Source organism: Xanthomonas sacchari, from assembly GCF_040529065.1.
Lineage (GTDB): Bacteria > Pseudomonadota > Gammaproteobacteria > Xanthomonadales > Xanthomonadaceae > Xanthomonas_A > Xanthomonas_A sacchari.
Map to the genome: position 1 here is coordinate 567064 of NZ_CP132343.1, position 12969 is coordinate 580032.

Genomic DNA, 12969 nt, shown 5'->3' on the forward strand with positions numbered 1-12969 from the left:
CGGGATTGGCAAAGGCGCCAGGCGCCGCGCGACCCGACATCTCCGCCCGAATTCCGCTTTAGCGAATCCCTAATCCCCAATCACGAATCCCGGAGCAACACACATGGCTGCCAAAGATATCCGTTTCGGTGAAGACGCCCGTTCGCGCATGGTGCGCGGCGTCAACATCCTCGCCAATGCCGTCAAGGCCACCCTGGGCCCGAAGGGCCGCAACGTCGTGCTCGAGAAGAGCTTCGGCGCCCCGACCATCACCAAGGACGGCGTCTCCGTTGCCAAGGAAATCGAGCTGGCCGACAAGTTCGAGAACATGGGCGCGCAGATGGTGAAGGAAGTCGCGTCCAAGACCTCCGACAACGCCGGCGACGGCACCACCACCGCCACCGTGCTGGCGCAGGCGCTGATCCGCGAAGGTTCCAAGGCGGTAGCCGCCGGCATGAATCCGATGGACCTCAAGCGCGGCATCGACAAGGCCGTCGTGGCCGCCGTGGCCGAGCTGAAGAAGATCAGCAAGCCCACCGCCGACGACAAGGCCATCGCCCAGGTCGGCACCATCTCCGCCAACTCCGACGAGTCGATCGGCAACATCATCGCCGACGCGATGAAGAAGGTCGGCAAGGAAGGCGTGATCACCGTCGAGGAAGGCTCGGGCCTGGAGAACGAGCTGGACGTGGTCGAGGGCATGCAGTTCGATCGCGGCTACCTGTCGCCGTACTTCATCAACAACCAGCAGAGCCAGCAGGCCGACCTGGACGACCCGTTCGTGCTGCTGCACGACAAGAAGATCTCCAACGTGCGTGACCTGCTGCCGGTGCTGGAAGGCGTGGCCAAGGCCGGCAAGCCGCTGCTGATCGTTGCCGAGGAAGTGGAAGGCGAGGCGCTGGCGACCCTGGTGGTCAACACCATCCGTGGCATCGTCAAGGTCGTGGCGGTCAAGGCCCCGGGCTTCGGCGACCGTCGCAAGGCGATGCTGGAAGACATGGCCGTGCTGACCGGCGGCACCGTGATCTCCGAGGAAGTGGGCCTGGCGCTGGAGAAGGCGACCATCAAGGACCTGGGCCGCGCCAAGAAGGTGCAGGTCTCCAAGGAGAACACCACCATCATCGACGGCGCTGGCGACACCTCGGCGATCGAATCGCGCATCAAGCAGATCAAGGCGCAGATCGAAGAGACCTCGTCGGATTACGACCGCGAGAAGCTGCAGGAGCGCGTGGCCAAGCTGGCCGGCGGCGTGGCGGTGATCAAGGTCGGTGCCTCCACCGAGATCGAGATGAAGGAAAAGAAGGCGCGCGTCGAAGACGCCCTGCACGCGACCCGTGCGGCGGTGGAAGAAGGCGTGGTCCCGGGCGGCGGCGTGGCGCTGGTGCGCGCGCTGAGCGCGATCGGCGAGCTGAAGGGCGCCAATGAAGATCAGACCCACGGCATCCAGATCGCGCTGCGCGCGATGGAAGCGCCGCTGCGCGAGATCGTCACCAACGCCGGCGAAGAGCCGTCCGTGATCCTCAACAAGGTCAAGGAAGGCAGCGGCAACTTCGGCTACAACGCCGCCAACGGCGAGTTCGGCGACATGGTCGAGTTCGGCATCCTGGATCCGACCAAGGTGACCCGTTCGGCGCTGCAGAACGCCGCCTCGATCGCCGGCCTGATGATCACCACCGAAGCGATGGTGGCCGAGGCCCCGAAGAAGGAAGAGCCGGCCGCGCCGGGCGGCATGGGCGGCGGCATGGGCGGCATGGGCGGCATGGATTTCTGATCCAGCCGGCCTCGGCCGACCCGTTCCACGCAGTCGAAAGGAGCCCCGCAGCGATGTGGGGCTCTTTTTTTCTGCACGTGCAGGGGGCTGCCTCACTGTGTGACCGTCATCGCAGTGGCACGCCGATGCGCTATAAGCTGCGCTCGCCCAGCGTCTGCGAGCGGTCATGGTCGCCCCGGTCTGCCAACTCGATCCGCATCGGCTGGACCAGCACCGGCCGGCCTTGCAGCGCTTCCTGTTCCGCCGCACCGGCGACTGGTCGTTGGCCGAGGACCTGGTGCAGGAGACCCTCCTGCGCGTGGTCGTGTACGCGCGCGACCACGCGGTCACCGACCTGGCCGCGCTGGCCCGCGCGATCGCGCTGAACCTGCTCAACGACCACCTGCGCCGCCGCCAGCGCCAGCGTACCGAGCCGATCGACGATGAGGTGCCCAGCCCGGCGCCGGGTGTGGAGGAGGCGGCGATGCAGCGGCAACGCGTGGAGACCTTTGCCCGCGCGCTGCAGGGCATGCCGCCGCTGCGTCGCGAGGTGTTCGTGCGCAGCCGCCTGCGCGGGCAGAGCTACCGCGAGATCGGCGAGGCGCTGGGGCTGAGCGAGGCGGCGGTGGAGAAGCACGTCAGCCGCGGCCTGCGCTGGCTGCAGGAAACGGTGGCGCGTGGCGACGCGGTGCCGCCACTTGCCACCACGCCGCGCCGACGTGGCCCGGAGGACGCGGCATGAGGCCGGACAGCAACACCGCCGACGACGCGGTGCAGGACGCCGCGGCCGACTGGGTGGCGCGCGCGCTGGCTACGACGGGCGGCGATCCGCCCGGGCTGGCCGCTTGGCTGGCTGCCGATCCGGCGCATCGCGCTGCCTTCGATGCGCTGTGGGTGCTGGCCCACGATGCGGCGCTGCTGGAGGCGCTGGCCGCCTACGACGTGCAGGCCGAGGCGCCAGCGCAGGCGACCGGGGTGGCTGCCGTTGCCGTCCACGAGTCGGCCGCGTCCGCCGTCGCCGGAGCCATCGCGCCGGCAAGCGGCGCACGACGTCCGCGCCGCAGTTGGCGGCCGCTGGCGGCGGCGCTGGCCGCCGGCCTGGCGATGCTGGCCGTGCTGCTGTGGCCACGGCTGCGCCCGGACCCGGGGCCGATCGTGGCTGCCACTGCGCCCGGACAGACCCGGGTGCTGCGCCTGGACGATGGCAGCGTGCTCACCCTCAACGGCGCCAGTCGGGTCCGGGTGCAACTGCGCGCGCAACGCCGCGAGGTGGCGCTGGAGGCCGGCGAAGTGTTCTTCGACGTTGCGCACGATCCGCAGCGCCCGTTCCAGGTGCGCCTGGGCCCGGCACGGGTACAGGTGCTGGGCACCGTGTTCAACCTGGCGCGCGACGGTGCCACCAGCGAGTTGTCGGTGTATTCGGGGCGGGTGGAGATCGTCAATGGCGCCGCCCGCCAGGTGCTGGCGGCCGGCATGCGCATCGACACGGCCAGCACCGGCCTGGGCGCGCTGGCACGCTTCGATCCGCAGGCCGGCGACTGGCGCGAGGGCTGGCTGCAGACTGCTGGCATTCCGCTGGCGCGGCTGATCGAGCGACTCAATCGGCGCTCGCCGCAGCCAATCGTGCTCGCCGATCCGGCGCTGGGTGCGCTGCAGGTGTCCGGACGCTTCCGCCTGGACCGGCCGGAGCAGACCCTCATGCACCTGGCGCAGCTGTATCCGCTGCAACTGCAGCGGCGCGCCGACGGCATCCGCGTGGAACGCGCCGCCGCGCCACAGTAGTCGCCGTCGCCGTCGCCGTCGCGGCGTTGCGTGCGCGGGCAGGCGCGACCTGCCGGGACTGGCTGCCGTCGCCGGCAGCGTCAGGGCAACGCGATGGTGCACGCGACGGTGGAGCGGCCGGCGGGCGCCATCGCGCATCAGTGATCTCGCTGGAGCGAACGGCCGCGCGACGGCGCGCGGCGCCTGTCCACGCGGCCGGTTCGCCGGCCAAGCGACCGTGCGGTGCTGCGACGCGTCACAAAAAATTCATGCAATCCCCTGTCGGGATCGGCGCCGTGCGGCGTCTTTGTCCTTTGCCACGCCACGTTGGCGACCCAATGACGACGTCCCATGCCGCCCCGCCGCTCCCTCCGCTGTGCCCTCCGTTCTCCCCGCGCCACTGCCCTGGCCGTTGCCCTGGCCGCGCTGGTGGCGCTGCCCGCCGTCGCGCCGTCGGCCGCCGCCGCGACGCCGGCCGCCGCGACCCTGCCGCCCGGCGATCTCGGCGCCACCCTGGCCGCGTTCTCACGAGCTACCGGCCTGCAGGTGATCGCCGATCCGGCGCTGCTGCGCGACAAGCGCAGCCCCGGCGGCAGCGTCGCCGGCGATCCACGGCAGGCGCTGAGCGGACTGCTGCGAGGCACCGATCTGGGCTTCCGCCTGGACGGCGACACGGTGATCGTACAGGCGGCCCCGGTGCCCGCCACCAGCGCCGCCGCCTCCCCGGCCGCCGCCGGTGCCATCGACCTGGATCGGATCGTGGTGACCGGTACCGCCACCCAGGGACCGAAATTCCTCGCCCCGTACGCCATTTCCACGGTCAGCGCAGAGACGATCGCCGGGCAGGCGCCGCGCAGCATGGTCGACATGCTGCGCTCGGTGCCCGGTGTCACCGTGGAGAATTCCGGTGGCGAAGCCGGCGGCGAGAACGTGGTGATCCGCGGCCTGCCGTGGTCCGGCTTCCGCCTGCTCGACGTGCTCGAGGACGGCCTGCCGCTGTTCGAGTCCAACTATGAGCGCCAGTTGCAGATCGACGAGGTGTACCGGCTGGACCTGGGCACCCAGGATGCGGAGATCGTGCGCGGCGGCACCGCGCCGATCTACAGCAACAACGCCTCCGGCGGCGTGCTCAACTTCATCACCAACCACGGCACCGACACCGCCAAGGGCGCGGTCAAGCTGACCGGCGGGGCGAACGCGCTGGCACGCATGGATGCCACCGCCTCCGGTCCGGTGCAGGGCAACGACAATCTGCTCTATGCCATCAGCGGCTTCTACCGGCAGAGCGATGGCCTGCGCGACCCGGGTTTCGGCAACGGCAACCAGGGTGGGCAGATCAAGGTCGGCGGCACCTACAAGTTCGACTACGGCAAGCTCTTCGCCGACTTCAAATACCTCAACGACCGCGGCGTGTTCTACAGCGCGATCCCGCTGGCCGATCCGCGCAATGGCGACTCGCTCGCCGACCTGATCGACCCGTCCACCGGCACGCTCGTCAGCGACAGCTTCCGCAACGTGCGTATCCGCACGCTGGACGGCAACGGCGGCAACCGCGTGGAGACGCGCGACCTGGCCGATGGCGTGCATCCGGTCACCCGCACCCTGACCGTGGGCGGCGACACCGAATTCGCCAACGGGTGGCGGCTCAGCGACAAGGCGCGCTACGTCGATGGCGACGTGGGCTTCAACGCGCTGTTCAACGGGTCTCCGGTGGACGCGGCCAGCGTGCTCAGCAGCCGCCTGGCCGCCGCACGCGCCGCGTTCCCGGGCACCGCCTCGCTGCGTTACGTGCTGGCCGGCACCAACACCCCATTCGATCCGGCCGCCACTGCCGGCCTGACCATGATCAACACCTGGTCGAGCACGCAGACCCACTACAGCGACTTCGTCAACGACCTGCGCCTGGGACGGCTGTTCGAGATGTCCGGCGGCAGCAGCCACGACGTGTCGCTGGGCCTGAGTTTCAGCCACTTCACCTTGCGCCAGCAGCAGATCGGCAATGCGCTGCTGACCGACGTCAAGAGCAATCCCGACGCGCTCGACATCCAGGCCCTGAACGCGGCCGGGCAGGTGCTCGGCAACGTCACCGAGAACGGCTTCACCAGCTACGGCAGCGGCGACCTGATCGGCGATAGCCACGGCACCGCCACCGCGCTGTATGCCGCCGATACATGGAAGCTCAACGATGCGCTGGAAGTGGATGCCGGCGTGCGTCGGGTGTGGCGCCGCGAAGAGGGCAACCGTGGCGTGATCGGCACCCAGACCATCGCCACGAGCGGTCCGCTGGCCGCGCGCACCGTCACCGGCCTGGTCGGCAGCGTGCCCTACAGCAAGGACATGGCCGGCACTTCGTGGACGCTGGGCGCCTCGTACAAGCTCGCCGAACCGGTCAATGTCTTCGCGCGCTATACCGAGAGCTTCAGCTTCCCGCGGCTGAGCGAGCAATGGGGCAACGTGGTCAACGGCGTCGGCGGGCGCATGCCCGACGGCAGCGCCACGCCGGTGACCCCGATCCGCCAGGCCGAGCTCGGCGTGAAGTACGCCACGCGGCCGCTGGAGCTGGTGCTGATCGGCTTCTACAGCGATTTCAGGAAACTCAATTCGAGCACCTATGTCGCCAACGCCAACGGCCTGCTGGTCAACGTGCCGCTGCTGATCGACACGCGCACCAAGGGCGTGGAGTTCGAAGGCACGTGGCGGCCGCTGGGCGGGTTCGAGCTGACCGGCTCGGTGACCCTGCAGGATCCACGTATCAGCGGCGCCGACACCTTCAGCGGCCTGTCCGGTGCCGCGCTGGTCGACAACGAGATTCCGCGCGTGCCCAAGTACAGCTGGTCGCTGCAACCGAGCTACCGCTTCCAGGTCGGCGGGGTGGATGCGCGCGCCTACGCCACCTGGTTCGGCATCGGCCGGCGCTTCCAGGACTTCACCAACGCCAGCGTGCTGCCGGCCTATCGCACCCTGGACCTGGGACTGCATCTGCAGCTCGACGCCAACCTCAGCGCGCAACTGCTGTGCACCAACGTCACCGATGCGCACGGCCTCACCGAAGGCAATGCGCGCGCGCCGGGCGTGTCCGGCGACCTGGTGCAGGCGGATGCGACCGTGGGCCGGCCGATCTTCGGCCGCAGCTACGTCGCCTCGCTGCAATGGGCGTGGTGACACACGCCCTGAGTCGCACGTGGGTCGCCGCCAGCGCGCGGCGATGCCACGTGCGCATGTTTCGTTGATCGCCAGGACCCTTCGATGACGCTTCCGCATTTCACCCGCCGCCGCTTCCTTGGCGGCCTCGGCACGGCGCTCGCCGCCGGCATGCTGCCGCTCCCCGGCTGGGCGCAGCGCGCTCCGGTCGCCGCTTCCGCCTTGGTCGATCGCATCCGCGAACCGCTCAGCGGCTGGGTTCCCGGCATGCTCGACATCCACCACATCGGCACCGGCCGCGGCAACGCCACCCTGATCGTCTGCCCCGACGGCACCGCGATGATGATCGACGCCGGCGCCATCGACGGCCTGGACAAATACCTGATCGACGAGCTGCCCAACGCCAGCCGGCGTCCGGGCGAGTGGGTCGGACGCTACGCGCGCCGGCATCTGGCGCAGGCGGGGCGGCACGAACTCGACGATTTCATCCTCACCCACTTCCACCGCGACCATATGGGCGAATGCCTGCCGGACACGCCGCTGGCGCCGGGTGGGCACTACGCCCTGACCGGCGTGACCGACGTGGCGCAACTGTTGCCGATCCGCCGCTACCTGGACCGCGGCTACCCGGACTATGCGTTTCCGCAAGCGCTGGACGATCCCAACCAGCGCAACTACCGCGCCTTCATCCAGCAGGAGCGCGCCCGCGGCGCGCAGGTCGAGCGCTTCCGTGCCGGTGCCGCCGACCAACTGCGGCTGCGGCGCGACGCCGCGGCCTATCCTGGCTTCGCCATCCGCAACCTGGTGGTCAACGGCGAGGTCTGGACCGGCGATGGCGAGCGCACGCGCGCCCTGTTCCCGCCCGGTGCCGTGCCGACGGAGAACCAGTGCTCGGCGGCGCTGCGCCTGCACTACGGCGCGTTCACCTACTACAGCGGCGGCGATCTCTCCAACAGCATCAACTACTACGACGAGGACCCCTGGCGCGACGTGGAAACGCCGGTGGCGCAGGTGACCGGTGCGGTCGACGTGGCGGTGGCCAACCATCACGCCTATGCCGATGCGATGGGCCCGGCCTGCGTGCGCGCATTGCGCCCGCGTGCGTTCGTCATCCTCACCAACGACTCGGCGCATCCGTCGGTGTCGCCGCTGGAGAACATGCTCAGCGAACGCCTGTACCCGGGTCCGCGCGACATCTACGCCACCGCGATGAAGCCGGAGAATATCGTCGCCAACAAGCGCATCCGCGAGATGACCAGCACCAATGGCCACGTGGTGGTGCGGGTCGCACCGGGCGGCGCGCAGTACCGCATCGTGGTCACCGACAACAGCGACGAGTCGGATACGGTGCTGGCCGTGCATGGTCCGTATGCCAGCGGGCGCCACGCCACGCAGGGGTCATCGTCCGCCTGAGCGGGCCGCCGTGCCCTGCCGCGGCGATGCGGCACGATTCCGCGCGCGATGCGGCGAATCGCGCATAACCGACAAGCGTCTACGCACGATGCGTTGCGGCGTGTTGACAGCGGGTGTCGGCGCCATGCAGGTTAGGGCGCACGGGCGTCCAGGGGGATCTGCACGCCCGCATGTTCGTCTTCTTCTGTGCGTCGCGACCGGCGCAGGGTGGCGTGTGCCTGCGGCATGCGCGCACGGTCGTGGGCGCGGCGCAGCGAAGGGGACGCCGGACGTCGTGCGTGCACGGCGTCGCTTCCATCCGCTGCAGAGGACACCGCATGCCACGTCGCCCACTCACCACCCTCGCGTTCGGCATCGTGCTGGCGCTGTACGGCGCCAGCGAGGCGCACGCGCAGGACGCCGATGCCGACACCGCCGCGCCCAAGGCCGCCGCCACCGACCTGGGCCAGGTCGTGGTCACCGGCTCGCGGATCAAGCGCTCGGAAGTGGAGGGCGCCGAACCGGTGCTGACGATCAGTGCGCAGCAGATCCAGCAGGAAGGCTTCCTCACCGTCTACGACGTACTCAGCACGCTCAACCAGCAGGGCAGCGTCGAGGCCGACACCAAATACGGCTCGCACACGCCCAATGCCTCGCCGGTGAGCCTGCGCGACCTCGGTCCCGGACGCACGCTGCTGCTGGTCAACGGCCACCGCGTCGCCGACTACCCGCAGCCCTACGCCGGCGAGAGCAACTTCGCCAACTACGCCAACATCCCGTCCGCGGCGGTGGAACGCATCGAGATCCTCACCGGCGGCGCCTCGGCGATCTATGGCTCGGACGCGGTCGCCGGCGTCATCAACGTGATCCTCAAGCAGGGCTACGAAGGCAACCAGGTGCGCCTGCGCGGCGGCACTGCCACCGCCGGCGGGCGCGACGTGGTCGACCTGTCCTGGGTCGGCGGGCGCAGCGGCGACAAGTGGAATCTGACCTACGCGCTGCAGTGGACCCGGCGCGATCCGCTCTCGGTCGGCGAGCGGCCGAAGATGGACGACCAGGACGACGAGTCCTACAGCAACTGGACCGCGCAGGCGCGCAAGTACGGCTTCAATCCGTTCACCGGCCTGAGCCTGGTCGACGCCGGCAACAACACGCGCCTGGCGCCGCCCAGCGGCACCTGCGCACGCTTCGGCGGCCAGTTCATCGATGCGCAGCGGCTGAGCTACGACTACAACAGCGATACCGTGCGCAACCTCGGCGGCTATTGCGGCATGGCCCACGACTACGCCGACTGGCTGGCCGCCAGCGGCGGCGACAGCGGCTCGGCCTATCTGTACGGCACCTTCGACTTCGACAACGGCGTGCAGGCCTGGAGCACGCTGTCCACGACCAAGAGCCTGGGCTACTGGACCTACGACCCACCCTACGTCTACCTCGGCCCGTTCCACGACACCGGCAGCGACCGCGACCTGTACGCGATCCGCCAGCTCACCCGCTTCGAATCCGGCGGCTGGAAGAACCTGGCCAACACCACCAAGGAACTGTCCTGGGACCTGAGCGCCGGCCTCAAGGGCCGCCTCGCCGATCGCTTCGACTGGGAAGTGGCGGTGGGCCGCGCGCGCTACACCGTGGACGAATACGTGCGTACCGTGGACACGCAGAAGGCCACCGCCTATTTCCTCGGCCCGCAGCTGGGCAGCACCGCCGACGGCACGCCGATCTACGATCTCAACGAGGAACGCTGGTACCAGCCGCTGACCGGCGCGCAGTACAACGACCTGGCGGTGAAGGCGCACAACCGCGCCGATTCCTGGGTCAACCAGGCCAGCGCCAACATCACCGGCGAGCTGCTGCAGGGCTGGGCCGGGCCGATCAAGTTCGCCGCGGTCGGCGAAGTGGCCAAGCAGGGCTACCGGCTGTCGCCCGATCCCTGCGCCAACACCTGCTATCCGCTGGACGTGGTCGACTACGGCGGCGGCGAGCGCCTGCGCTACTCCGGCGGCATCGAGTTCGACGTGCCGCTGCTGTCCAAGCTCAACGCCAGCCTGGCCGCGCGTCACGACCGCTACGGCGACTACCGCGCCTACGGCAGCGACCTGGGCGCGGCGATCGGCACCCAGCGCGACACCACCTGGAGCGCCGGCCTGGAGTGGCGGCCGCTTAGCACGCTGCTGCTGCGTGGCAGCGTCGCCACCAGCTTCCGCGCTCCTGACATGCACTACGTGCTCGGCGAGCCCAGTTCCACCCAGCAGACCGTGATCGACCAGTACCGCTGCATCCAGAAGGGCTACTACCTCACCGGCGGCTGCAGCGCCGAGAACAGCGACGTGTTCTACCTGATGCAGGTCAATCGCCGCGGCACCCCGGACCTGGAATCGGAGCATGGCCGCTCGGTCACTGCCGGCTTCGTCTGGGACATCGCCGAGGGCCTGTCGCTGACCGCGGACTACTACAAGATCCGGCTGCAGGACATGATCAAGGACCTCAACCGCGACGAGGTGCTCAGCGCCGAAGCCGGCTGCCGCACCGGCCTGACCACCGCCGGCGGCGTGTGGGTCAATCCCGGCGGTGCCGAATACTGCGCGCGCATCCTCTCGCGCGTGGCGCGCGATGCCGACGGTCGCGTTACCGGCATCGAGCAGGGACCGATCAACATCGCGCAGATGCACGTGTCCGGCGTCGATGCCTCGCTGAAGTACCGGCTCAACACCGCGCGCTGGGGTAACTTCAGTTTCGCCCTGGATTACAACAACCTGATCGGCTACCACGAGCAGACCTACCGCACCGACGACGACAAGAACCTGCGCGACCAGAAGATCCGCAGCAAGCTGCGCGGCAGCGTGCACTGGGAGAACGGCGGCCCGCTGGACCTGACCGTGTACGCCAAGCGCTTCGGCTCCACCCAGGCGGTGAACTGGGGCACCTGCACCCGCTTCGACGACGGCTACCAGCCCAGCCCCTCCGACGCCTGCCGCGTCACCGACAGCGCCAACCGCCATTTCGGCGAAAGCACCACCCGCTACTTCGGCCGCGTCGGCCCGGCGCTGTACTGGAACCTCACCGCCGGCTACCGCATCGCCCCGAAGATGAAGGTCAACCTGTACATCAACAACGTGCTCAACACCGTCGGCTACGACAACAAGGAGCGCTACTACGGCTACCAGTTCTACAACACCACCCTGTACGACGCGATCGGCCGCGAGGTGGCGGCGGAATATGTGCTGGATTTCTGAGGGGCCGGGATTCGGGAGTAGGGATTCGGGATTGGTTTTGGTCAGCGCTGAAGTCGACCAGGTGCTGCGCAACATGCGGCAGGAGCGCGCTTCAGCCCCTCTCCCTCCGGGAGAGGGGTTGGGGTGAGGGGCCGGAGCGCGCAGCGCCACGTAAGAACCCACGCGTCAAAGGCTCCTACGCGATGACGGCGACATCATGGCCCTACCGCCGCGTTGAACCGCTTTCCCGATTCCCCATTCCCGGTTCCCCTTTCCCTGCTCCACAAGTTGCTGATGCAACTGTGGCGCTGCCGCAAACCCTGTGCTATCACTACGTCCCATGAACGCGTCCTGCCGCAGCTTTTACTTTTGGTATTACGGTTTTCCGATGCCGCTGGCGGAGGAAGGATCGCGTTCACCCTGAAGGAAACTTCAGCCGCAATCCCGAAAGCCGCCAGCGAACCTGGCGGCTTTTTTCATGCCGCCGGATCTGGCCCCCACCCAGCCCCCCGACGAGACACGCACATGGCCCCGCACACCGACGATCTGCGCATTCGCAAGATCGAACCGCTGACTCCGCCCTCCCAGCTGCAGGCGCTGCTGCCCTGCGACGAGGAGGCCTCGCAGACCGTCACCGCCGCGCGCGCGGCGCTGCACGAGATCCTGCACGGCCGCGACGACCGCCTGGCGGTGGTGATCGGCCCCTGCTCGATCCACGACCCGGTCGCGGCGATGGAGTACGCGCAGCGCCTGCGCCCGCTGCGCGAGACCTACGGCGATGCGCTGGAGATCGTGATGCGGGTGTACTTCGAAAAGCCGCGCACGACGGTCGGCTGGAAGGGCCTGATCAACGACCCCAACCTCGACGGCAGCTTCGACATCAACAAGGGCCTGCGCCTTGCGCGCGGCCTGCTGCGCGACATCAATCGCCTGGGCCTGCCGGCCGGCGTGGAGTTCCTCGACATCATCTCGCCGCAGTACATCGCCGACCTGGTGGCCTGGGGCGCGATCGGCGCGCGCACCACCGAGAGCCAGGTGCACCGCGAGATGGCCTCGGGCCTGTCGTGCCCGGTGGGCTTCAAGAACGGCACCAGCGGCGACGTCAAGATCGCGGTGGATGCGGTCGGCGCGGCCTCGCATCCGCACCATTTCCTGGCGGTGACCAAGGACGGGCAGACCGCCGTGGCGGCCACCGCCGGCAACCCGGACTGCCACGTGATCCTGCGCGGCGGCACCCAGCCCAACTACGACGCCGACAGCGTCGCCGCGGCGGCGCAGGTACTGGAGAAGGCCGGCCTGCCGGCGCGGCTGATGGTCGACGCCAGCCATGCCAACAGCGGCAAGAACCCGGACAACCAGCCCAAGGTGATCGAGGACATCGCGCGCCAGCTCGAGGCCGGGCAGTCCCGCATCGTCGGCGCGATGGTGGAGAGCCACCTGCGTGGTGGCCGCCAGGAGCTGGTCGCGGGCCAGCCGCTGGTCTACGGCCAGAGCATCACCGACGGCTGCATCGACTGGGACACCTCGGTGCAGGTGCTCGAGCGGCTGGCGCAGGCGGTGCGCGCGCGGCGCCAGGCGCGCGTGGCGCAGGCGGCCTGAGCTCGGTGGATGGAGAAGCGCACGCCGCCTGACCGGCTGCGTGCGTGGGGGCGGGGGAGGCCCGGAAGAGGGGCCGGACGCGCCGCCGAATGCGAAGGGAGAGAGCTTCGGTATCGACGGCTGCGTGCCGGTGAA

General features: G+C 69.2%; 7 protein-coding genes. All 7 read left to right on the top strand.

Annotation, left to right across the window (positions count from 1 at the left end):
• The first annotated feature begins 103 nt into the window (after positions 1–103).
• On the top strand, positions 104–1750 hold the full coding sequence (gene groL, locus RAB71_RS02465) for a chaperonin GroEL (RefSeq protein WP_010340980.1): 1647 nt from the start codon (positions 104–106) through the stop codon (positions 1748–1750).
• 166 nt (positions 1751–1916) lie between these two features.
• A complete protein-coding gene (locus RAB71_RS02470; protein WP_010340981.1) occupies positions 1917–2471 on the top strand; it encodes an RNA polymerase sigma factor in 555 nt (184 codons plus the stop codon).
• Positions 2468–3511, top strand: a complete 1044-nt coding sequence (locus tag RAB71_RS02475; RefSeq protein WP_010340982.1) for a FecR family protein — start codon at positions 2468–2470, stop codon at positions 3509–3511. The genes RAB71_RS02470 and RAB71_RS02475 overlap by 4 nt, the downstream gene beginning before the upstream one ends.
• 408 nt (positions 3512–3919) lie before the next feature.
• On the top strand, positions 3920–6652 hold the full coding sequence (locus tag RAB71_RS02480) for a TonB-dependent receptor domain-containing protein (RefSeq protein WP_158255556.1): 2733 nt from the start codon (positions 3920–3922) through the stop codon (positions 6650–6652).
• Between the two features lie 84 nt (positions 6653–6736).
• Positions 6737–8044: a ComEC/Rec2 family competence protein gene (locus tag RAB71_RS02485; RefSeq protein ID WP_010343074.1), complete on the top strand. Its 1308-nt coding sequence runs from the start codon at positions 6737–6739 to the stop codon at positions 8042–8044.
• Positions 8045–8361: 317 nt separating this feature from the next.
• Positions 8362–11256, top strand: a complete 2895-nt coding sequence (locus tag RAB71_RS02490; RefSeq protein ID WP_010343075.1) for a TonB-dependent siderophore receptor — start codon at positions 8362–8364, stop codon at positions 11254–11256.
• A 504-nt stretch (positions 11257–11760) separates the two neighbouring features.
• Positions 11761–12834 carry a 3-deoxy-7-phosphoheptulonate synthase gene (locus RAB71_RS02495; protein WP_010343076.1) on the top strand — a complete coding sequence of 358 codons (1074 nt, stop codon included), beginning with the start codon at positions 11761–11763 and terminating at the stop codon, positions 12832–12834.
• The last annotated feature ends 135 nt before the right edge of the window (positions 12835–12969 follow it).

What these genes read in the sequence shown, in the direction of transcription:
- groL (WP_010340980.1), top strand. Translation starts at nt 104, where the DNA reads ATGGCTGCCAAAGATATCCGTTTCGGTGAAGACGCCCGTTCGCGCATG.
- RAB71_RS02470 (WP_010340981.1), top strand. Translation starts at nt 1,917, where the DNA reads ATGGTCGCCCCGGTCTGCCAACTCGATCCGCATCGGCTGGACCAGCAC.
- RAB71_RS02475 (WP_010340982.1), top strand. Translation starts at nt 2,468, where the DNA reads ATGAGGCCGGACAGCAACACCGCCGACGACGCGGTGCAGGACGCCGCG.
- RAB71_RS02485 (WP_010343074.1), top strand. Translation starts at nt 6,737, where the DNA reads ATGACGCTTCCGCATTTCACCCGCCGCCGCTTCCTTGGCGGCCTCGGC.
- RAB71_RS02490 (WP_010343075.1), top strand. Translation starts at nt 8,362, where the DNA reads ATGCCACGTCGCCCACTCACCACCCTCGCGTTCGGCATCGTGCTGGCG.
- RAB71_RS02495 (WP_010343076.1), top strand. Translation starts at nt 11,761, where the DNA reads ATGGCCCCGCACACCGACGATCTGCGCATTCGCAAGATCGAACCGCTG.